A 22,056-nucleotide genomic window follows, 5' to 3' on the forward strand; every position below is an offset into this window, starting at 1 on the left:
ATGTTACCGTGCAAGCATCAAAACTTAAAAAAACACTATGCTTAAGCTTATTTTTGGTGTTTTCTATTCAAGTTGGACATGCAGCCGCAATTAAAGAAAACAATAATATTAAAATGATAGACAAATCGTCTTCGTTAATTGTGAAAGCGCTTGATCAACAAAAACGTAATACAGCCATGTTGCCTTCAACAGATGACGAATTAAAAATGTTGAATACGATCCGTACAACGCCAACGCAAACGTTCTTTGCAAGCCAACACGAACGTTTTTCACGCTTTGTTCAGACTATTTTTCAACCGCACACATCTTGATCTTTTAAATATGTAACGCTCTACATGTTTAAATAAGCCTAGTCATGCTGTGACTAGGCTTTTTCGTTATAATAGTTTCAATTTTAATTTAAGCTTCGATAATTTATGAAAGTTCGTACCCGTATTGCGCCTTCTCCTACAGGTTTCCCTCATGTAGGTACTGCTTATATTGCGTTATTTAATTTATGTTTTGCTAAACAGCACGGCGGTGAATTTATTTTACGTATTGAGGATACAGATCAACTCCGTTCAACACCTGAATCAGAAAAGATGATTTTAGATTCTTTACGTTGGTTAGGATTGAACTGGTCAGAAGGTCCAGATGTGGGCGGCCCTCATGCGCCGTATCGTCAATCGGAACGTATGGGGATTTACAAACAATATGCCTTAGATTTGGTTGAAAAAGGACATGCTTTCTATTGTTTCGCAACAGCAGAAGACCTAGACCAAATGCGTGCAGAGCAGCAAGCACGTGGTGAAACGCCAAAATATGATGGGCGTGGCTTAAAACTTTCACAAGAAGAAGTACAACAACGCCTTGCTGCGGGTGAACCACATGTCATTCGAATGAAAGTACCTGAAGATGGTATTTGTAAGATTAATGATTTGCTTCGTGGTGAAGTGGAGATTCCTTGGGCACAAGTTGACATGCAAGTGTTGCTAAAAACGGATGGTTTACCAACTTACCATCTTGCTAATGTCGTGGATGATCATTTGATGGAAATTACCCATGTATTACGTGGGGAAGAATGGCTGCCTTCAGCGCCTAAGCATCAGTTGCTTTACCAATATTTTGGTTGGGAAATGCCAACTTTATGTCATATGCCATTGTTACGTAACCCAGATAAATCAAAACTGTCTAAACGTAAGAACCCAACTTCTATTAACTATTATCGCGACATCGGTGTATTACCAGAAGCATTATTGAATTATTTAGGTCGCATGGGTTGGTCAATGCCTGATGAGCGTGAAGTATTCACGTTACAGGACATGGTTGAAAACTTTGATGTACAGCGTGTTTCATTGGGCGGCCCAATCTTTGATGTTGAAAAACTTAATTGGCTGAACGGTCAATGGATCAAAGGCCTAACACCGGGACAACTTCTAGATCGCCTATTAACATGGAAAAGTGACCGTCAAACACTTGAAGACATTGCGGCTGCGATTCAACCTCGTATCAATCTACTCTCAGAAGCTGTGAATTGGGCTGGTTTCTATTTCAATCACATGCCACAAATCAGTAAAGAACAGTTTGAAAGCAAAAAATTGACCGAAGAACAAGTTCGTCAAAGCTTACAATTTGCAATTTGGCGCTTAGAAAGTCAGTTTACATGGAATAATGATACTGTCAGCCAAACACTGATGGATTTAGCCACTCAAATGGAAGTTAAACTTCGTGACTTTATGCCAGCATTCTTTATTGCGATTGCGGGTTCAACGAGTTCAACGCCTGTGATGCAATCTATGGTAACACTAGGTCCTGATTTGACTTTTGCACGTTTACGTCATGCCTTAGAAATCGTAGGTGGGCCAAGCAAGAAAGAACTTAAAGTTTGGGAAAAATTAAACGAATCACTCAAACTGCCGAAAAATGATGCAAATAGTGAGAATTAATTCAGTTTAATCATTGACGTGTGAGCGCATTCGCCCTAATATTGCGCTCACACAGACTGGGGTCATAGCTCAGTTGGTAGAGCGCTACAATGGCATTGTAGAGGTCAGCAGTTCGATCCTGCTTGGCTCCACCAAACTTCAATTTGTGTTGCCTCAATAAGTCCCTATCGTCTAGAGGCCTAGGACATCGCCCTTTCACGGCGGTAACCGGGGTTCGAATCCCCGTAGGGACGCCATATTTTATGCAAAATAATTAAAATTATAATTTTCAACTAAACATTCATTCATTCAGATTGCACATTTCAAAATTTTACATAAAATACCCGCTTCTCCACGCTTGGACAAATTGTGGTATGCAATCTTCCAACTCAAATGCTACCTCTGAATCAAAAACATTAAAACGTGCAATGAGCACCCGTCACCTAGTGATGCTTTCATTGGGCGGTGCAATTGGTACAGGTTTATTTTTAGGTTCTGGCGAGGTCATCGCTCAAACAGGTCCTATCGGCGCAATTATTGCCTACTTTTTAGGTGGTTTAATTGCCTATATGGTCATGCTCTGTTTAGGTGAGCTCGCAGTACATATGCCTGTGGCTGGATCTTTTGGCGCATACGCTCAAAAATATATTGGCCCAGGAACGGGTTATATGATTTCTTGGCTGTATTGGCTGACATGGACCGCAACGCTTGGTACAGAATTTACTGCCGCAGCCTTACTCATGCAAGAATGGTTCCCTCATATTTCAATGTGGATTTGGACCATTATTTTTGCAATTACAATTTTAGGATTAAATTTAAGTTCAACCCGCATTTTTGCTGAATCAGAATTTTGGCTTGCATTAGTCAAAGTCATTACCGTTATTGTCTTTATCCTTTTAGGTTTATGCGCAATTTTTGGTTTCATTCCATTCCAAGGCACTGAATCAGCACCGTTATTTCATAACTTAACGGCACATGGTTGGTTTCCACAAGGTCTTTTTCCAATTTTCACCACGATGTTAATTGTTAACTTTGCCTTTTCTGGAACTGAACTCATTGGTGTTGCCGCAGGTGAAACCAAAAATCCAGCTGAAAATGTTCCGAAAGCAATTAATGCAGCAATTTGGCGACTATTAATTTTCTTTGTGGGTACGATTGTTGTTATTAGTGCCTTACTTCCTTTCCATATAACTGGCCTAGGCGGTGATGGAGTGAGTAGCAGCCCTTTCGTAACAGTATTTAAATACATCGGTATTCCATATGCCGACGATATTATTCGCTTCGTGATTATTACTGCCTTATTATCCGCTGCAAACTCAGGTCTCTATGCGGCTTCTCGCATGATGTGGTCTTTATCTGATCAACGCCAACTACCAAGCATATTCTCAAAATTGTCTAAGAGTGGTACGCCTATCATTGCGCTAGTGGTAACCATGTTTGGCGCAATTCCCGGATTGCTATCTGAACATTTTGCCCCAGAGACAATTTTCAAGAATTTACTAGGTGTTGCTGCATTTACCATGGTCATCGTATGGATGAGTATTTGTTGGAGTCAGTTTAACTTTAGACGCCAATGGTACAAGGCTGGACATTCAGCAAAAGATTTAAAATTTGCTGCACCACTTTATCCAATCGTTCCCATCTTAGGTTTTGTTTTCTGTTTAATTACAGGCCTCAGCATGGCATATGATCCTGAAATGCAGGCTGGTTTTATTGGATGCTTACTGTTTATTGCCGCTTGTTATTTAAGTTACTACATTTTCTACCGTGATCGTAAATAAAATGACAATAGATAAAAATGCAGCTTAGGCTGCATTTTTTATTTAACTTAAATTAACTTGCTTGATAATTTTACTTTAACTTCTTTATTTTGATTATTTATTCTACGATATGTTTTATTTTTAGACACTCACAAGATTTTTTTAGATTTTCTTTGGAAAAGTGTTTGACACCCTATCCAATTCACCCTAATATACGCCCACCTCTGAAACGTCCCTATCGTCTAGAGGCCTAGGACATCGCCCTTTCACGGCGGTAACCGGGGTTCGAATCCCCGTAGGGACGCCAATATTTATTATTGTTTTCAGATGTATGCCTCATATAAGTCCCTATCGTCTAGAGGCCTAGGACATCGCCCTTTCACGGCGGTAACCGGGGTTCGAATCCCCGTAGGGACGCCAAATTCTAAAAAGCCACTGCATTGACAGTGGCTTTTTTATTGCTTACTCACTTCCAATTCCAACTTGGACTTCTAAACGCCCAGACTGAACACGTAAGCCTCGGATCTCAAATTGATCAACTAATTGTTGTACCAATTCGCGACTCTCTTGCAAAATATTAAGTCCTGGCAAAATACTAAAATCAGTCAAGCTTAATAGCTTATCGACCATCCATGAGCGGTTATTAATGAAATCAATAAAACCCGCTTCTTCAAGGTCGATATACCATAAACGATGCCCTTCTTTTTGAATCCCTGGCACATCACGAATGAGGTGATTAATCAAAAATGGGATCGGTAAGGAATTAATCACTTCAAAGCTGATATTACCAACACGTCTTGCTGCCCAATTTGTTAAAGTACCACCATGACGAATTTGTAAATCCAGATGCTCATCGACCTGACAAAGACGTAAATATTTTTCCTGCCCAATACGACATTCTAAAACATTGAATTCTAAAGACAGACGATATAGGAAACGGCGATAGTGGCCATCTAATTCAATATGAAAGCGATCATTGCCACATTCAATTTTAATATCATCAATTTCAGAACGATCCATACGTTTCCGAATTTGATTATTGAGCAGCATTTCAGGCAAATATAAGGTGAGGCTACTTTTCCCTAACGATGCACGTGCCATTGCCAAAGCCACCTGACGTGCCGCCTCACTGGTCTCGGAAACCATGTCACGTACTGAATTACGCATTCCCTCCACACCCCGTTTGGTATGGTGAGTCACATGGTCCAGAGCATCCAGGGCAGCGTCTGCAACGCCTGCTATGTTACGGGATGTGTCAGTGGCAAACTCAACCGCATCCTGCGCGTGTTGCAGGGTCTTGTTGATCAGCCGACGTGATAAAGACGGTTTTTCATGTGATGATTCTATATCTGCAGGCATAATATCGAACATTGCCTTTTTGTCATCTTGTCGATTCAAGATGTTCTCCCTCTTCCCTTTCTCAGCAACTCAATTTTGATATGAGCAACAATCTGTTTTATCAACTTATTGGCTGTTTTTATGTAGATTAGCATGCTATTTAGCGCAATTTGCGTCTTTTTGTTGCACACTTTTAAATTAATTTAATCATCCATTTTCTAAATATGTTTCATTGGTTTTCAATTAATTTGATGAGTTGTGATGTATATAGAATATCTTCATCTGTCTCATGCTGGAATTTCCATTGCTTGGGTAACGAGACTTTAAACAATCTTAAAAAGAAATTTGCACTTAAATCAGGACTCTCCATGCTAACCAACATTAGCTTGTCTTGGGTCGAAAGATGACCTTCTCCCTTTTCGATGCGAGCTAATCGTAATTTTAGAAGTTTAGTAGGCAGCATGCGATTCCTTACGCATTATTCAACATATTCAGTTCACAAATTAGCATGACTGATATTATTTTAGCGAACAGGTTTAGACGAGCTGCGACCGATATGGATTGCTCGAATCAACTTAATATTTTAAAGATAGTACAAAATAAGTAAGTTTATGTATTTGAACAACGTAGGATTTTAGCTTTTGCATAATTTTCGCTAAAATAAGCAAAATACTATAGGAAATCTTTATGCAATATCGTTGCCCTAAATGCCAAAGCGTGAAAATTATGCCTGTCAGTCAGGGCGCCAACAGCCCTCGCCCTAATGTGCCTAAAAGCTTGGTGCTTTTAGTTCCTGCTATTTTTATTTTACTGGTGTTGGTGTTAATTAGTGTTGCAATGTGGATTTTTGGGCATGGCGCTGGTCAAGGCCTGCAAATTGCGACCGTTGCAGTATTTATTGTCTGTATCATCGCGGGCATCTTATTTTGGCGAGATTTGCCTGATTTCAAAATTTCAATGCAAGCTTTTATGCAAGCGCAAAAGCATTGGAAATGCCGTGACTGTAATCACGAATGGCAAAACTAACATGTTGCTCTAAATTACAATTCACATCAGCTTAGTGCTGATGTGAATGAGTGCGTTGTTCATCTTCAACATGTTGATGAGTATGCTGACAATTCATTTCAGCATCATCTTCGATCTGCAAAGTCACTTCGGCAATACCATGTTCATGCGATAACATTTCAATCGCAGCACGATGTAGCTGATTACGATCAACATTCGGTGCAAACAAATGTACGGTAAGATGAATATTCTTCGATGTAATTGCCCAAACCTTTAATTGGTGGATACTTTCAACACCATCTAAACCCAACAGATCAGTGCGTAACTTTTCAATATCAACCTCTTCAGGTACACCTTCTAATAAAATATTGATACTTTGTCTGAGCAAAATCCATGTTCTTGGTAAGACCCAAAAACCGATCGCGACCGCAATAATAGTATCAACCCAATACCAGTTGGTGTAATAAATAATCACAGCACCAATAATGACGCCCACAGAACCTAATGCATCACTCAGCACTTCTAAATAAGCACCTTTCATGTTCAAACTTTCAGTCGCACTGGACATCAAAATTTTCATTGAAATCAAATTAATGATTAATCCAATTGATGCGACCACCAACATGCCTATACTTTGAATTTCGGGCGGTTGGGTAAATCGTTGATAGGCTTCGTAAAGAATATACATCGCCACAAAAAATAACATAGATGCATTAAATAATGCCGCCAAAATCTCAAAACGCTGATAACCGAAGGTACGCTTATCATCAGCAGGGCGTTTGGCAATTTTAATCGCAGCTAAAGCAATCGCTAATGCAGCGGCATCAGTAAACATATGTGCAGCATCGGAAAGTAATGCCAAACTCTGTGTGATGATACCTGCAATAAATTCGATGACTAAAAAAGTCGTGGTCAGTATTAGCGCAATCGTTAGTTTTTTTGCATTGCCTTCTGTAACAGCAGCATGACTATGATCATGCCCTTGATGTCCACTCATGTTGGACTCCTTATCATTATCAAAGTAAGACTGTTCAGCCCCACAGTCGACCAAAGCATGAATCATGCTTTGATCGGTTCAGATTCTTCTTAATAAAATGCTTAATTAAGAAGATAACATAAATGGATTAGATTGCGGTTTCCTGACTTTTTGCCTCTTTACCTTCATTCATCCAACGATAGACCACAGGCAAAATCAGCAATGTCAGTAAAGTGGAAGAAATAATCCCACCAATCACCACTGTTGCCAATGGACGTTGTACCTCCGCGCCTGTACCTGTGGCAATCGCCATCGGAATAAAGCCCAGTGATGCCACAAAGGCCGTCATCAGAACGGGGCGTAGTCGGAGAATCGCACCCTGCCATGTCGCTTTATGTACATTAAACTGCTCACGCAGCTCTTTGATGAAACTCAGCATCACTAAACCGTTGAGTACTGCGACACCAGAGAGCGCAATGAACCCAACACCTGCTGACATCGACAATGGGATATCTCGCAACCAAAGTGCGACTAATCCACCTGACAACGCAAATGGCACGCCACTAAATACCAGCAAGCTTTCTTTAAAGTTATTAAACACCGCCATCAACAGAACAAAGATCATCAGCAATGCCAATGGCACCACAATCTGCATTCTGGCTTTTGCCGAGGCCAGATTTTCAAACTGACCGCCATAACCAAGCCAATAACCGCTTGGTAATTTTTGCTGAGATAATTTCTGCTGCATTTCACCCACAAATGAGCCCAAATCACGGTCGCGTACGTTGGTGGTGACTACAACACGGCGCTTGCCATTTTCACGGCTGACTTGCGCCAAGCCTAAAATATTCTCCACTTTTGCCACGTCTTGCAGTTTGATCAAACCACCATTCGGTAGTTGAATCGGTAACATCGCCAATTGCTGCGGCGTACGCATCCCATCATCCAAACGCACCACAAAATCAAAACGACGGTCACCCTGTAAAATCTGCCCAACACTTTGTCCACCAATACTGGCAGCAACCAAATCCTGAATGGATTTCACCGATAAACCATATTGTGCAGCCAGTGCGTGATCGATATCGACATTGAGCAAAGGTAAGCCATCAGTCTGCTCGACTTTGACTTCACTTGCACCAGTAATCGTTCTCAAGGTTTGCGCGACTTTTTCTGCTTCTTGGTTCAGAACCTGCATATCATCACCAAAAATTTTCACCCCAATATCACTACGTACGCCTGAAATCAGTTCGTTGAAACGTAATTCAATCGGCTGAGAAAACTCACTGTTGTTGCCTGGAATTTTCTCAACATAGGCCAACATTTTGGTTCGAAGCTCGTCAATGGTTTCCGATTTATCTGGCCATTGATCACGCGGCTTTAACAAAACGATTGCATCAGAAATATTAGGGGGCATCACATCCGTTGCCACTTCGGCCGTACCTGTACGGGCAAAGATCGCCTTGATTTCTGGAAACTCTGCGAGTAATTGCTTCTCAACACTTTCCTGAATCTTCAGTGATTCTTCAATTCCTGTACTTGGTGCACGCATCAACTGTAAAGCAAAGTCACCTTCACTCAGTTGTGGCGCAAACTCACTACCGACACGCGAACCAATCGCAGCGGTGAGTATCAAAATAGTCACTGCACCGGCCACCACCACATAGCGGAAAGCATAGGCTTTATCCAGCAAGGATTTATAACCGCTTTTTAATGCCGCCATCCAACGGCTTTCTTTCTCTTTGACCTCACCGGTAACAAATAATGCCACCGCAGCAGGGACGAAAGTCACCGATAAAATAATGGCACCGATCAAGGCCAAGACCACGGTCATTGCCATTGGATGGAACATTTTCGCTTCTACACCTGCCAGTGCAAAGATTGGCAAATACACCACCATAATGATGATTTGTCCAAAAATCAGCGGACGTCTTGCCTGTTTTGCCGCCAAGAAGACTTCGGTAAAGCGTTCAGAACGGGTCAGGAGTCGACCTTTATGGTGTTGAGCCTCTGCCAGCCGTCGGATACAGTTTTCGACAATCACCACCGCACCATCGACGATAATCCCAAAGTCCAATGCGCCTAAACTCATCAGGTTGGCACTGATTTTTTGCTCCGCCATCCCTGTCAGGGTAAACAGCATAGATAAAGGAATAATACAGGCAGTAATCAATGCCGCACGGAAGTTACCTAAGAACACAAACAGGATCACAATCACCAAGATTGCACCTTCGATCAGGTTTTTCGCCACCGTCTTAATGGCTTTATCAACCAAGTTACTGCGGTTATATACCGTTTCGACCACCACCCCTTCAGGTAATGAACGTTTGATTTCCTGCATTTTGCTGTCGAGTGCTTGAGCGATGGATTTACTGTTCTCACCCATCATCATCATCGCGATACCCAGTACGGTTTCTTCACCGTTATAGGTGGCAGCACCTGTACGCAGATCATGTCCAATCGAAACTGTTGCAACATCGGCAACACGGATCGGCAAACCATTCTTGGTGCTGACCGTGACATTCTCAATGTCTTGTACGGTTTTCATCATCCCTGGAATACGTACCGTCAGCTGTTGTCCATTTTCTTCAATAAAACCCGCACCGCGGTTTTCATTATTTTCAGTGAGTACAGTTTGCAAATCGGTTAACGGAATTTGCAGTTGTTGCAAACGTTTCAGGTCTGGAGAAACCACATAGGTCTTGTTATATCCCCCAATGGTATTGATTTCAGCAACACCCGGCACACGTTGTAATTGAGGACGAACAATCCAGTCCTGAATTTCACGCAGGTCCATGGCCTGATAAGGCGTACCATCGGCCTTTTTGGCATTCGGTTCAGCTTTGATCACCCATTGATAGATCTCGCCTAGACCAGTTGAAATCGGTGACATTTGTGGATCAATATCATCAGGCAAAGCACTCTTGGCTTCCTGTAAGCGCTGGTTAATCAGCTGACGCGCCCAATAGATATCGGTACCATCTTTAAAGATCACCGTGACTTGGGACAAGCCGTAACGGGAGATGGAACGGGTTTGTTCCAAGTTCGGAATACCCGACATGGCATTTTCAATCGGATAAGTAATCCGTTGTTCAACCTCAGGGGCAGTGAATCCTCCCGCCTGACTGTTAATCTGCACCTGCACGTTAGTAATGTCAGGTACGGCATCAATCGACAGTTTTTGGTAGCTATAAATACCGACCCCGATCCATGCCACCACAAACAGCATGACCCAAATCGCATTGCAGATTGAAAACTGAATAATCCGATCAAACAGACCTTCCGCGGGAGGAAGCTGCAACTTATCTTTAGTGTCCATGCTCAGCCTCTCCCTTCTCGATCTCAGATTTCAAAAGGAAACTGCCTTGACTGACATATTGTTGCTTTTCAGTCAGACCCGATTGGATTTCCACCCACTGCCCATCACTTGAGTAATTACCCAGTTGTACAGGTGTTGGAGTGAAATGCATTTGGTCTTTCTCTTGCTTAGCGACAAAAACCGTGGCTTTACCCTCGATCTGCTGAATCGCTGCTTTGGCAACACGAAGCACAGGTTTTTTATCCGTGCCATCTAACAATACATTCACCATCAGATTAGGTCGTAATTCTTTGGCAGGTGTCAGTACTTTGGCACGAACCTGTAAACGACCTGTCTGCGTATCTGCCTCAGTCGTTAACGTTTGGATTTGTGCTTTAAAGCTATTATTGGTTTGCAGCGACTTAAACTCGATCTGCTGATCTGGTTGGACATTGATGTTATTGACGCTTGGTAAAATAAACTCAATCCAGAGTTGGTCCAGCTGATCAATCACAAATAACTGCTTATCGGCGGTAATTTGCTCTCCCACCACAATATCTTTCAGACTCACCACACCGCTTAAAGGTGCAGTCAAGACATAGCGACCCTGACTACCACTAGATGCACCCAAGGCAGATAAGCGGCTACGTGCAGCTTGTACCTGAATCTGTGCCTGACGATAGGCATTGTAGGCACGTTGATAATCCTGACGTGCAGAAACCCCTTGTTCCCAAAGTTGTTTTTCACGTTGATAATCTTGCTGTGCAAGGGTTAAAGCTTCTTGTGCAATACTTAAATTAGCCTGCTGATCTACCAGATCAGGGATAAATAGAGTGGCTAAAACTTGCCCTTTCTTGACTTGTTGGCCAAGTACCGCATTAACACTTTCCACACGCCCAGCAAAGGTTGCTGAAACATGCGCTTGCTGATCAGTATTGGTCACCAGTTTTGCTGGGTAAGCAAATTGCTGTCCGACTTCACCCACACCAACCTGAGCCAGCTTAACCCCATATTCAGTCATCTGTTTTGGGCTGAGATTTAAGCTACCTTCCTCACTTTCCGCCTGCCCAGCCTCACCTTCTGTATGTCCTTCCTCACCTTCGCCATGACTATCAGCTGCTGCATCACTGCTGGCTTTGTTCTTGCCCGTGAAAAATAATAACGCGCTCAGGACTAAGCCAACGGCAATAACCAGAATGACCCAGAACCACTGCTTTTTAGATTTATTTGTCGACATTATTCTGCTCCTACTACAGCGGGAAGGTTATTGGTATCTTTCCAGAGGGTTTGATTAATCTGATTTAAGGCATCACTTGAACTCACCATACTCAGCTCAATTCCTAGTGCTAAACTTTCTGCATCAATTTGCTTTTGCCATGCACTCTTGAGTAACTGCACTTTATTTAAACGTTGATCCTGCAATTGCATGGTGGCTTGCTGCACATCGGTAATGGCATATTTACCGACTTTGAAACCGAGCAACATTTTCTCTTGTACCGTTTCAGACAATGGAATTTGTCGTTGATTGACGAGATCGAACTGTTGTTTCAATCCCGCCAACTCTGCTGTTAAGGTCTGAATCGCATTCAAGTTCTGCTGCTTGTAAAACTGTTGCTGTTTGACCAGTAAATCTTGTTTGGCATTGGCAATTCGCAATGAATACTGTTGACGATTAAAAATATTCAACGGGATATCGATACCCACTCGGAACTTGTTATCGGTCGAATTGGTTTCTGCGCTTTTACTTTGCACCATGCCTAAATTGACGGTTGGATTTGGTCGGTTGGATACTTTTAAATAATCGATATTGGCTTTTTGACGCACGATATCGAGTTGAATAGCACGCTCAAATAAATTGTTCTGCAAATAATCTTGCAAATCATTTTGTTGTGGCCAGACATTGCTTGCCTGAGTAGAGAAGCGGTTATCGGTACTGCCCCACAGATTTGCCAATTGACGCTTTGCAGTGGCTAAAGAGAGTTCGGTTTGTTGAAACAACCGTTGATTTTCAATATGCGCCATCAAGGTACGATCTAAATCGACCTGCGCAATGCTGCCCGCTTTGAGTCTTAAGCGAGTTGCATCCAAAGTGTCCTGACTGGTTTTTAACTGTGCCTGAACCACATCATGTTCCAGCTCTAGCACCACGACTTGCGACCATAGATATTTAACTGCTAACTCAAGTTGCGCATTGTAGAGTTCCTGATTAAGGCCCACTTGAGATGCTTGTACATCGGCAAGCTTAACCGCAGCACGACGTTGACCAAAAATGTCTAATTTTTGTGAAACACCAAATTCCAACTCTTTGTCTTTGCCTGACCTAAAGTCGGTTTGCTGAATAGAAATACTTGGATTCGACCATAACCCGGCTTGTTTCACATTGGCCTCAGCGATTCCTTGCTGCGTTTGCCACACCCCTGTGCCTGCCTGATATTGTTTCACATCCTGCAAGATTTGCTCAAAATTCAGATTACGTTGTGCAGCCTTGGTTGCAGGCTGATTTGCATCAAGTAAAGATTCTGCGGCAATGGATGGACTCAAAATAGCAGTGCTTAAGGCAAGTGCCAACACTGACCACTTCAATGACAATTGAGTACGATTTTTTCGCGTATGCTGCTCAACTGCATGAATACGCTGATTTAAACTAGAAGACATATAAAGCCCCGCAAAGTAATAAGAATGCGGTGGGCTATTTTTCGGCTACCCCACCTATAGCGGGGTTGATAAAGGCGGCGGATTTAGCCCTGAAAGATGTGGAGACTGATAGAAGTTGGACCAGTAATATTTTTGTTCTACGTCCTGACTGTGCAACATCGGTTCATTTACACGTTGCTGAACTTCAGCCACCACCACATGAAAACAAGATGGCAGATGGTCATGATGATCTTGCAAGCTTAACGGCATGGGTAAATCAGAAGCATCTTGATCTGCAACTACTGCATGTTTTTCAGAAACATCTAAATTTTCAGGGATATGATGCCCAAAATGATTCAACGTACGATATTCAGTCGGCTGTTCATGCGCACAAAAAGCCGCCGCCACATTCCAAAAACTTTGGAACATGAACAAACTCAGCAAGAGTGTCATAAATACAGCAGAACGTTGCACGTTACACCAACTGTTCAAAATTTGCGTCACTATAGCAAATAAAGTACATGTAATAAAATTACATTAAACGAACTAAAACAAGATCGTCCTGAAATTTAGCTTTATCGCACAATCCTTGATTTGTATTTATAATTTCTGAAAATAAAAAAACCAGCTCGAAAGCTGGTTTTTTTAGACAGGAAATTAACCTGTAATCTTTTTATACTTTGTACGTTTAGTTGCTGCTGCATCCCCTAAACGAGACTGACGGTATGCTTCGTATTCTGCATAGTTACCTGTGTAGAATTCTGGCTGTTCATTCTCAAATGACAAGATATGCGTTGCGATACGGTCAAGGAACCAACGGTCATGCGATACTACCATTACCGTACCAGGGAATACTAAAATCGCATCCTCAAGCGCACGTAAGGTTTCAATATCCAAGTCGTTCGATGGTTCATCTAGTAAGATCACGTTGGCGCCCATCTGTAAGATTTTCGCCAGTTGTAAACGGTTCCGCTCACCACCCGACAACTCACCAACACGTTTTTGCTGATCTTGACCTTTAAAGTTAAAGCGACCGATATATGCACGTGATGCAATTTCGTAATCACCAATTTTTAAGATATCTAAACCACCAGAAACTTCTTCCCAAACGGTTTTGTTGTTATCCAAGGTGTCACGGATCTGGCCCACATAAGCCACTTTAACTGACTCACCCAAAGTCACCGTACCTGTATCAGGTTGCTGTTCGCCAGTCATCATACGGAATAGCGTGGTTTTACCCGCACCGTTTGGACCAACGATACCCACAATCGCTGTAGGAGGTACAGTAAACGTTAAGTTTTCGTACAATAGACGGCCATCGAATGACTTGCTGATGCCTTCTACTTCCACAACCTTGTTGCCCAAACGTGGACCAGGTGGAATATAAATTTCAGAGGTTTCATTACGCTGCTGGAATTCTTTGGAGTTCAACTCTTCAAAACGCTCCATACGCGCCTTGTTTTTCTTTTGCTGACCTTTGGCATTTGAACGAACCCATTCAAGTTCTTTTTTCAATGCTTTAGCAAAAGATTCTTCTTGCTTCTGTTCTTGCTCTAGGCGGGCATTCTTTTGTTCCAACCAAGAAGAGTAGTTACCTTGATAAGGAATCCCCATGCCACGGTCAAGTTCAAGAATCCACTCAGCCACGTTATCCAAGAAATAACGGTCATGCGTAATCGCAACGATCGTACCAGGGAAATCTTTCAAGAAACGCTCTAACCAAGATACTGATTCAGCATCTAAATGGTTCGTCGGTTCATCAAGAAGTAACATGTCTGGCTTAGACAGCAACAAACGACATAATGCAACACGACGGCGCTCACCACCTGAAAGCAATGATACATCTGCATCCCAAGCTGGAAGATTCAATGCATCCGCAGCAATTTCAAGCTGATTATTCAGGTTATGTGCATCCCAAGCATGGATGATCGATTCTAATTTTTCTTGCTCTTTTGCAAGCGCATCGAAATCTGCATCAGGCTCAGCATATTCTGCAAAAACCTGATCAAGACGCGCTAAAGCATCAAGTGCTTCACGTACACCATCTTCAACGTTTCCGCGAACATCTTTAGTAGGATCAAGTGGTGGTTCTTGTTCTAAGTAACCGATTTTGATTCCAGGTTGTGCACGAGCTTCACCAGAGAAATCTTTATCTACGCCCGCCATAATACGGAGCAAGGTAGACTTACCTGCACCGTTTAAACCAAGCACACCAATTTTTGCACCTGGGAAAAATGATAAAGAGATGTCTTTTAAGATTTCGCGCTTCGGCGGAACCATCTTCGACACTCGGTTCATCGTATAAATATATTGGGCCACGCAGGACTCCTCAATTGAAAAACCAATAAATCGCAAAAAGCGAAAAATAATCGCACGTATTATACGCTGAAAACGGGATTAACATGAAGTTAAGATCATCTTTGTTTCATCCAATCAAAGGATTTTCTTTTTCAAGACATTACACAATTTTGTCTTCAAAACAGAATCATGGCTTTCAATCGCTTATTATTTTGTTTATATGAATAAAAACGCAATAAATCGCATAAATTATGCACCATTTTGGATAGCTTTTCGGCTACACTCGATCAGTATTTAACTCACGTAGATGATGTAATCATGACCTATAAAGATGAAACTTTAGCCATTCATGCGGGATATTCACCAGAAGCCACTACAAAGGCTGTCGCTGTACCTATTTATCAAACCACGTCTTATGCATTTGATAATACACAACATGGTGCTGACTTATTCGATTTAAAAGTTCAGGGCAATATTTACACCCGTATTATGAATCCAACCACCGCCGTACTCGAACAACGCCTCGCAGCGCTTGAAGGTGGTATTGGTGCATTGGCTCTAGCCTCAGGTATGGCAGCGATCACCTATTCGATTCAAACGATTGCTGAAGCCGGTGACAATATTGCATCTGTATCCACTTTATACGGTGGTACTTATAACCTATTTGCGCATACATTGCCGAAACAAGGGATTGAAGTTCGTTTCTTTGATTATCAGAATCCCGAAGCTTTACGTTCTATTATTGATGATAAGACCAAACTGGTCTTTGTTGAGTCGATCGGAAACCCTCTTGGGAATATCATCGACCTAGAAGCAATCTCTAAAATTGCGCATGAATATGGTGTCCCTGTTATTGTAGATAATACTGTTGCAACTCCTGCTTTATTGAAACCATTTGAATTTGGTGCAGATATTGTGGTTCATTCTCTGACGAAATACATTGGCGGACATGGCAACAGTATTGGTGGTGTCATTATTGATAGTGGCAAATTCCCTTGGGGCAAATATCCTGAACGTTTTAAAGCGTTGAATACACCAGATCCAAGCTATCACGGCGTGAATTATGTTGAAGTTCTAGGTGAAGCTGCTTATATCGCACGTGCACGCGTTGTTCCGCTACGCAATACAGGGGCTGCGATTAGTCCGCTGAGTGTGTTTTTGATCTTACAAGGCTTAGAAACTTTAAGCCTTCGTATGGAGCGCCATACGGAGAATGCTCTGAAAGTTGCAAATTATTTGAAACAACATCCAAAAGTAAAATGGGTCAATTATGCAGGTTTAAATGACCATCCACAGCATCATTTGGCACAAAAGTATGTGAAAGGTAAACCTTCAGCGATTCTTTCTTTTGGCGTACAAGATGGCTTAGAAGGCGGTACTCGTTTTATCGATGCATTACAACTGTTTACACGTTTGGTCAATATTGGTGATGCCAAAAGCTTGGCATGTCACCCTGCTACCACAACCCATCGCCAACTTAATTCTGAAGAACTTAAATCGGCAGGGGTCAGTGAAGACCTTGTGCGCTTGTCTATTGGCATTGAGCATATTGATGACCTGATTGCTGACCTTGAACAGGCGCTTGCTCAGGTTTAAATTCAATGAAATCAATGAGCCCTTAACATAGGGCTTTTTTTCTATGCAAAATTCGAAAAATATAATATCATTTTCAACTATAGGTTTATTTTTTTAGAGTTTTTACTCTAAAAAAGTATTAAATTTCAAACATTTACACTAGACAAACAAAAAATATCGGTTAATATTAATACAAAATAAAGTGCAATGTTTAATCGCAATAAAAAAGCATTGCAAACAACAGCTTGATTAATGTAGGTAACTTACATGAACGCAAAACTCAAAAAACTTTTTCAACAAAAAGTCGACGGGAAAACAATCATTGTCACTGGTGCATCAAGTGGTATTGGTTTAACAGTTTCAAAATATCTTGCTCAAGCTGGCGCTCATGTATTGTTGCTTGCACGTACTAAAGAAAAGCTGGATGAAGTCAAAGCGGAGATTGAGGCAGAGGGTGGCAAGGCATCAGTCTTTCCATGCGATCTAAACGATATGGAATCAATTGATGCCGTGTCAAAAGAAATTTTGGCGAGCGTGGATCACATTGATATTTTGATCAACAATGCAGGACGTTCAATTCGCCGTGCTGTACATGAATCTGTTGATCGCTTCCATGATTTTGAACGTACCATGCAACTTAACTACTTTGGTGCAGTACGTTTGGTTCTTAACTTGTTGCCACACATGATGCAGCGCAAGGATGGCCAGATCATCAACATCAGTTCGATTGGTGTACTTGCAAATGCAACCCGCTTCTCTGCTTATGTAGCGTCTAAAGCGGCACTGGATGCATTTAGCCGTTGTTTATCTGCTGAAGTTCACTCACACAAAATTGCAATCACTTCGATTTACATGCCGTTAGTGCGTACCCCAATGATTGCACCAACTAAAATCTATAAATATGTACCGACGCTTTCTCCTGAACAAGCAGCAGACTTGATTGCTTATGCGATTGTGAAACGTCCGAAAAAGATCGCAACCAACTTAGGTCGTCTCGCATCAATTACTTATGCGATTGCACCAGATGTAAATAATATTTTGATGTCGATCGGCTTTAACTTATTCCCAAGCTCTACGGCATCTATCGGTGAGCAAGAGAAATTAAATCTTGTACAACGTGCCTATGCGCGTTTGTTCCCAGGTGAACACTGGTAATCTTGTGATTCCGATTTTAAAAACAGCGTATCTCTAGATACGCTGTTTTTTTATGATTTAAATAATTTGTGTGGATGTTGTTTGTTTCATCCAATCTGTTGTTTTTGTAATGGCACCAGCTAAATCCCCTGTCTGTATATCCCAACACTGTCTAAATTGTTTAAGCGGTTCTAAGTCCAGTTGTTCAGTCCTCAAAAAACTTAACATCTCAGCCGACATTTCTAATTGATTTGCCAACCATGTCCAATTCGAAATTAATCGTAAAATAGTCAGCGGCACATGTTGTTTCGGTGCAGAGACATTGAATTGTTGAGCAATCATTTTCGTCAATTCAGACAAAAGAATGTTCTGCTCTGGGGCAACTAATAAGGACTGGCCCACTAAACCTGAATCTGTTGCAGCTCGCACCATCACTTTGCATAGATCATCTACGCTCACCAAAGGCAGATAATGTTTTGGTGTTGCAGGAATTGCTCTCATTTTAGAGCATAATCTATATGCTCCCAATCTTTTAATTTAACTAATTCAACCAGAACACCAATCCATAAAAACACGCCAAACTCAGAATAATCGTCAACAAGGTATGTCGCACTTTATAAGCAATTACAATCGTTAAAATCGTGGCGAGAAAATACGGATTCAGTAAAGTCGAACGAAATGCCCCCTGCTCATCCATAAACACAATCGGAGTCGCAATTGCCGTCAGTAAACACGGTGCAGAATATTGCAAAGACTGCTGAAACCATTTGGGTAAACGCAAAGGAAGATTAGGTTCAAGCAAGATATAGCGATTCGTAAACACCACAATTGCCAGAATAATCAGGAGAAACCAACTCATGCTGTACGCTCCAGAATATTCTGTAGGCAGGTTGCGGTCAACATACCAATTACTCCTGCCATGATCGCTGCACTTTTAAAACCTAAGCTTAGAAAAACAACGGTTAAAAGCACCGAAACCAAGACACCCACCAACGTATTCAGGTTTTTAATAAAGGGAATCACAATGGCAACAAAGGTTGCAACAATGGAAAAATCGAGATGATATTGATCTAAATTTGGCAGAGAGGAAGCCAACACAATACCGCCAATACTAAACAATACCCAAGCCAAATAGAAAAAACTGCCAGCCCCAAGCAAAAAATAAATATAATATTCACGCTTATGAATACCAACAGCAAACAATTCATCAGTCAGCAAAAAACCAAATAACAAACGCTGTTTTAATGGCAGTCTGGCAATTTCTTCACGAAAATATAGAGCATACAAATAATGCTGTGTGGTAATCAAAAATACTGAAATGATAATGGTGAGTGCAGGTGTACCCGCCATAACCAAACCCAGTGTCATCAACTGCGCTGCACCAGCAAAAACCAATGCAGACATTCCTATGGCTTGCCCAGTGGTCAGGCCAGCCTGAATCGCCATTGAGCCTGCCAGCAAGCCCCACGGCAATACCGCGAAACATAGCGGCAGTATTTTGATCACTCCTTGTAAAAAAGCATGCTGGAGGGAAGAAAGATTTTCAGTAGAATCTGGGGACATAAGAACAACAAGTTTGCGTTGGGAACTGAGGAATTATAATAAAGTTCAACATAAAAAGCGGAAAAATCATCTATTTTGAATGTAAAAAACCTCCCCGAAGGAAGGTTTTGTAAGTAGATTAAATTAGGTTATTTAGAACCTTTAATCCCTGCTTGTAATAACAAAGCACCTAAACCACCGATTTTTTGCTCTTGTGGTTTTTCAGTTTTTGGCTTGTTATTTTGTGGACGCTTAAAGTCACCTTCTTTACGTGGCGGACGTTGACCTTGAGGCTTACGTTCTGAACGTTCAGTACGCTCTTGCTGTGGACGCTGCTGCTGACGTGGTGCTTTAGCAGGCGCAGAACCTTCAGCACGCATACTCAAGTTCACACGATTACGTTCAACATCAACTTGCATCACACGAACTTGCACAATTTGACCTGGTTTCACCACTTTATGTGGATCAGAAACAAATTCATTTGCAAGTTCAGAGATATGCACTAAACCATCTTGATGTACACCCACATCCACGAACGCGCCAAAGTTGGTCACATTGGTCACTACACCTTCAAGCTGCATGCCTTCAGTGAGTTGAGCAACTTCAGTAATATCTTCACGGAACTTGGCAGTACGAAACTCTGGACGCGGATCACGAGCAGGCTTTTCAAGTTCAGCTAAAATATCTTGAATCGTTGGCAAACCAAACTTGTCATCAACAAACTCTTCTGCTTTTACTTGGCGAATAATTTCAGTATTACCAATAATGTCTTTTACTGTTGTGGCTTTTGCTGCAACAATCTTTTCAACCACGTCATAACTTTCTGGATGAACCGCTGATGCATCCAATGGCTCAGAACCATTTTGAACACGTAAGAAGCCTGCTGATTGCTCAAAAGTACGCTCACCTAAACGTGGCACTTTTTTCAAGGCTTGACGGTTATCGAAACGACCATGTTCTTTACGATATTCAACGATTTGCTGTGCAATCGATTTATTTAAACCTGCAATATATGCCAAGATCGCTGGAGATGCGGTATTTACATCTACGCCAACTGCATTCACACAGTCTTCAACCACAGCATCCAGTGTTTTTGCCAGACCAGTTTGATTCACATCATGCTGATATTGACCCACACCAATGGATTTTGGATCAATCTTCACAAGTTCAGCCAATGGATCTTGTAAACGGCGCGCAATTGAAACCGCGCCACGAATTGAAACATCAAGCTCTGGTAATTCTTGAGAAGCAAGTTCACTTGCCGAATAAACCGATGCACCTGCTTCACTGACTGTGATACGTGTGAGTTTTAAATCAGTATTTGCAGCCATCATCTCAGCAACAACGGCTTCAGTTTCACGACTTGCTGTACCATTACCAATCGCAATAAGTTCCACGTGGAACTCTCGGCATAAACGAGCTAACTCAGCAATTGAACCTTGTTTATCTTCTTTCGGTGCAAACGGGTAAATCGTACTATGTGCTAGAACATCGCCTGCATCACTCACAACCGCAAGCTTTACACCTGTACGGATACCAGGATCAACACCTAAAGTGGTACGACCACCTGCAGGTGCAGAAAGGAGTAAATGACGTAAATTTTCAGCAAACACATCCATTGCTTCAGCTTCAGCAGCTAAGCGCTTATCAGTCAATAACGAATGTTCGATTTGCGGACGAATCTTACCAAGCCAAAATAATTTTGCAGTTTGTTTTAAATAATCTTGACGGCTTTGAGGCTGAATTTGATCAAGATTATATTCAGTTTCAATACGAGCTAACGGCGTATCATCTTCGCCGTCTACTTTTAAACCCAATACATTTTCTTGACGACCACGTAACATCGCCAATAAACGATGCGAAGGTAATTTATTTAGGTTTTCAGAAAACTCAAAATAATCACGGAATTTTTTACCGACTTCTTTTTTCTCTTCAGAAGCAACTGCGCTCTTAAGAACTGCTGTTTTAGAGAAAATTTGTTTTAATTCAGTAGTTAATCCAATATTTTGTGCCCAGTCATCAATCAAGATGTGCTGAATTGCATCAAGTTGGCTTTCGACATCTGGATAATCTTCATGACTAAAACCTGCCAATGCCTCAGTTGGATCAACTTGATCGGCAATAATTTTTTCAACTATTGGACCTAAACCAGCTTCTTTTGCCTTAAATGATTTACTGGTACGTTTTGGACGGTACGGTGCATAAATTTCTTCTAATGCATTTTTAGTTTCTGCTGCATTCACACGCGCCAATAAATCATCACTTAATTTATCTTGTTCTTGTAAAGATTGAATCACCTTTTCACGACGCTCGTATAAATCACGTAGATAAGTTAAACGCGTGTCGAGTTGGCGTAATTGCGTATCGTCTAAGCCCTGCGTGACTTCTTTACGGTAACGTGCAATAAAAGGAACGCTAGCGCCTTCATCAATTAAACGAATAGCAGCTTCTACTTGGTTTGGACGTACGGCAAGTTCATTTGCCAACTGCTGAACTAAGTCAGTCATCGTGATTGATTCCACAAGGGTTAAGTCTAAAAGCACTGATTATAAAGTCCGTGACTATAAAATCCACTATTGTTTTTTTGAATATTTT

Annotated in this window: 17 protein-coding genes, 4 tRNA genes and 1 pseudogene; 10 read left to right on the forward strand and 12 right to left on the reverse strand. The window is 41.7% G+C overall.

What is annotated here, in order from left to right; translation table 11 throughout:
- Window positions 1-65: 65 nt before the first annotated feature.
- The 7 genes from CDG56_RS07035 to CDG56_RS07065 all read left to right on the forward strand — a co-directional run bounded on the left by CDG56_RS07035 (window position 66) and on the right by CDG56_RS07065 (window position 4,084).
- Window positions 66-311: a DUF4179 domain-containing protein gene (locus CDG56_RS07035; RefSeq protein WP_372616323.1), complete on the forward strand. Its 246-nt coding sequence runs from the start codon at window positions 66-68 to the stop codon at window positions 309-311.
- A 105-nt stretch (window positions 312-416) separates the two neighbouring features.
- Entirely contained in the window at window positions 417-1,925 is a 1,509-nt protein-coding gene (gene gltX, locus CDG56_RS07040) for a glutamate--tRNA ligase (protein WP_005156634.1), read from the forward strand.
- A gap of 58 nt (window positions 1,926-1,983) precedes the next feature.
- A tRNA-Ala gene (locus CDG56_RS07045) sits at window positions 1,984-2,059 on the forward strand.
- A 26-nt stretch (window positions 2,060-2,085) separates the two neighbouring features.
- Window positions 2,086-2,161: transfer RNA gene (locus tag CDG56_RS07050), tRNA-Glu, on the forward strand.
- Between the two features lie 117 nt (window positions 2,162-2,278).
- Window positions 2,279-3,685: an amino acid permease gene (locus CDG56_RS07055; protein WP_087547389.1), complete on the forward strand. Its 1,407-nt coding sequence runs from the start codon at window positions 2,279-2,281 to the stop codon at window positions 3,683-3,685.
- A gap of 210 nt (window positions 3,686-3,895) precedes the next feature.
- Window positions 3,896-3,971, forward strand: a tRNA-Glu gene (locus CDG56_RS07060).
- A gap of 37 nt (window positions 3,972-4,008) precedes the next feature.
- Window positions 4,009-4,084: transfer RNA gene (locus CDG56_RS07065), tRNA-Glu, on the forward strand.
- Between the two features lie 42 nt (window positions 4,085-4,126).
- Here CDG56_RS07065 and CDG56_RS07070 read toward each other — a convergent pair.
- Window positions 4,127-5,062 (reverse strand): hypothetical protein, encoded by a 936-nt coding sequence (locus tag CDG56_RS07070; RefSeq protein WP_087547390.1) that lies wholly within the window; start codon window positions 5,060-5,062, stop codon window positions 4,127-4,129.
- Window positions 5,063-5,234: 172 nt separating this feature from the next.
- Window positions 5,235-5,465 (reverse strand): annotated as a pseudogene (locus CDG56_RS07075) (hypothetical protein); the annotation flags it as partial.
- Window positions 5,466-5,689: 224 nt separating this feature from the next.
- On the opposite strand from CDG56_RS07075, the gene CDG56_RS07080 reads away from it, so the two are divergent.
- Entirely contained in the window at window positions 5,690-6,028 is a 339-nt protein-coding gene (locus CDG56_RS07080; RefSeq protein WP_087547391.1) for a hypothetical protein, read from the forward strand.
- 31 nt (window positions 6,029-6,059) lie between these two features.
- On the opposite strand, the gene CDG56_RS07085 is transcribed toward CDG56_RS07080, so the two are convergent.
- The 6 genes from CDG56_RS07085 to ettA all read right to left on the reverse strand — a co-directional run bounded on the left by CDG56_RS07085 (window position 6,060) and on the right by ettA (window position 15,231).
- The gene (locus tag CDG56_RS07085) at window positions 6,060-7,004 is read right to left on the reverse strand and encodes a cation diffusion facilitator family transporter (RefSeq protein WP_087547392.1); all 945 of its coding nucleotides are present in this window, start codon (window positions 7,002-7,004) and stop codon (window positions 6,060-6,062) included.
- A gap of 127 nt (window positions 7,005-7,131) precedes the next feature.
- On the reverse strand, window positions 7,132-10,299 hold the full coding sequence (locus tag CDG56_RS07090) for an efflux RND transporter permease subunit (RefSeq protein ID WP_087547393.1): 3,168 nt from the start codon (window positions 10,297-10,299) through the stop codon (window positions 7,132-7,134).
- Window positions 10,289-11,515: an efflux RND transporter periplasmic adaptor subunit gene (locus CDG56_RS07095; RefSeq protein WP_087547394.1), complete on the reverse strand. Its 1,227-nt coding sequence runs from the start codon at window positions 11,513-11,515 to the stop codon at window positions 10,289-10,291. Before CDG56_RS07095 ends, CDG56_RS07090 begins: the two co-directional genes overlap by 11 nt.
- On the reverse strand, window positions 11,515-12,933 hold the full coding sequence (locus CDG56_RS07100) for a TolC family protein (RefSeq protein WP_087535954.1): 1,419 nt from the start codon (window positions 12,931-12,933) through the stop codon (window positions 11,515-11,517). Before CDG56_RS07100 ends, CDG56_RS07095 begins: the two co-directional genes overlap by 1 nt.
- Window positions 12,934-12,987: 54 nt before the next feature.
- A complete protein-coding gene (locus CDG56_RS07105) occupies window positions 12,988-13,386 on the reverse strand; it encodes a cation efflux protein, CzcI-like (protein ID WP_205666451.1) in 399 nt (132 codons plus the stop codon).
- Between the two features lie 183 nt (window positions 13,387-13,569).
- Window positions 13,570-15,231, reverse strand: a complete 1,662-nt coding sequence (ettA, locus tag CDG56_RS07110) for an energy-dependent translational throttle protein EttA (RefSeq protein WP_087547395.1) — start codon at window positions 15,229-15,231, stop codon at window positions 13,570-13,572.
- A gap of 297 nt (window positions 15,232-15,528) precedes the next feature.
- On the opposite strand from ettA, the gene CDG56_RS07115 reads away from it, so the two are divergent.
- On the forward strand, window positions 15,529-16,806 hold the full coding sequence (locus CDG56_RS07115) for an O-acetylhomoserine aminocarboxypropyltransferase/cysteine synthase family protein (protein ID WP_087547396.1): 1,278 nt from the start codon (window positions 15,529-15,531) through the stop codon (window positions 16,804-16,806).
- Between the two features lie 246 nt (window positions 16,807-17,052).
- Window positions 17,053-17,940: an SDR family NAD(P)-dependent oxidoreductase gene (locus CDG56_RS07120; protein ID WP_087547397.1), complete on the forward strand. Its 888-nt coding sequence runs from the start codon at window positions 17,053-17,055 to the stop codon at window positions 17,938-17,940.
- A 57-nt stretch (window positions 17,941-17,997) separates the two neighbouring features.
- Here CDG56_RS07120 and CDG56_RS07125 read toward each other — a convergent pair whose 3' ends face one another.
- The 4 genes from CDG56_RS07125 to CDG56_RS07140 all read right to left on the reverse strand — a co-directional run bounded on the left by CDG56_RS07125 (window position 17,998) and on the right by CDG56_RS07140 (window position 21,968).
- Window positions 17,998-18,420, reverse strand: coding sequence for a hypothetical protein (locus tag CDG56_RS07125; protein ID WP_227519046.1), 423 nt, complete (start codon window positions 18,418-18,420; stop codon window positions 17,998-18,000).
- Between the two features lie 40 nt (window positions 18,421-18,460).
- Window positions 18,461-18,778, reverse strand: a complete 318-nt coding sequence (locus CDG56_RS07130; protein ID WP_087543683.1) for an AzlD domain-containing protein — start codon at window positions 18,776-18,778, stop codon at window positions 18,461-18,463.
- Complete coding sequence (locus CDG56_RS07135) at window positions 18,775-19,482, reverse strand: AzlC family ABC transporter permease (protein WP_087547398.1); 708 nt, start codon at window positions 19,480-19,482, stop codon at window positions 18,775-18,777. The genes CDG56_RS07130 and CDG56_RS07135 overlap by 4 nt, the downstream gene beginning before the upstream one ends.
- A gap of 128 nt (window positions 19,483-19,610) precedes the next feature.
- Window positions 19,611-21,968: a Tex family protein gene (locus tag CDG56_RS07140; protein ID WP_087547399.1), complete on the reverse strand. Its 2,358-nt coding sequence runs from the start codon at window positions 21,966-21,968 to the stop codon at window positions 19,611-19,613.
- Between the last annotated feature and the right edge of the window lie 88 nt (window positions 21,969-22,056).

Origin of the sequence: Acinetobacter sp. WCHA39, from assembly GCF_002165385.1 — a bacterium.
GTDB lineage: Bacteria > Pseudomonadota > Gammaproteobacteria > Pseudomonadales > Moraxellaceae > Acinetobacter.

What these genes read in the sequence shown, in the direction of transcription:
- gltX (WP_005156634.1), top strand. Translation starts at nt 417, where the DNA reads ATGAAAGTTCGTACCCGTATTGCGCCTTCTCCTACAGGTTTCCCTCAT.
- CDG56_RS07055 (WP_087547389.1), top strand. Translation starts at nt 2,279, where the DNA reads ATGCAATCTTCCAACTCAAATGCTACCTCTGAATCAAAAACATTAAAA.
- CDG56_RS07080 (WP_087547391.1), top strand. Translation starts at nt 5,690, where the DNA reads ATGCAATATCGTTGCCCTAAATGCCAAAGCGTGAAAATTATGCCTGTC.
- CDG56_RS07085 (WP_087547392.1), bottom strand. Translation starts at nt 7,004, where the DNA reads ATGAGTGGACATCAAGGGCATGATCATAGTCATGCTGCTGTTACAGAA.
- CDG56_RS07090 (WP_087547393.1), bottom strand. Translation starts at nt 10,299, where the DNA reads ATGGACACTAAAGATAAGTTGCAGCTTCCTCCCGCGGAAGGTCTGTTT.
- CDG56_RS07095 (WP_087547394.1), bottom strand. Translation starts at nt 11,515, where the DNA reads ATGTCGACAAATAAATCTAAAAAGCAGTGGTTCTGGGTCATTCTGGTT.
- CDG56_RS07100 (WP_087535954.1), bottom strand. Translation starts at nt 12,933, where the DNA reads ATGTCTTCTAGTTTAAATCAGCGTATTCATGCAGTTGAGCAGCATACG.
- CDG56_RS07115 (WP_087547396.1), top strand. Translation starts at nt 15,529, where the DNA reads ATGACCTATAAAGATGAAACTTTAGCCATTCATGCGGGATATTCACCA.
- CDG56_RS07120 (WP_087547397.1), top strand. Translation starts at nt 17,053, where the DNA reads ATGAACGCAAAACTCAAAAAACTTTTTCAACAAAAAGTCGACGGGAAA.
- CDG56_RS07125 (WP_227519046.1), bottom strand. Translation starts at nt 18,420, where the DNA reads ATGAGAGCAATTCCTGCAACACCAAAACATTATCTGCCTTTGGTGAGC.
- CDG56_RS07130 (WP_087543683.1), bottom strand. Translation starts at nt 18,778, where the DNA reads ATGAGTTGGTTTCTCCTGATTATTCTGGCAATTGTGGTGTTTACGAAT.
- CDG56_RS07135 (WP_087547398.1), bottom strand. Translation starts at nt 19,482, where the DNA reads ATGTCCCCAGATTCTACTGAAAATCTTTCTTCCCTCCAGCATGCTTTT.
- CDG56_RS07140 (WP_087547399.1), bottom strand. Translation starts at nt 21,968, where the DNA reads ATGACTGACTTAGTTCAGCAGTTGGCAAATGAACTTGCCGTACGTCCA.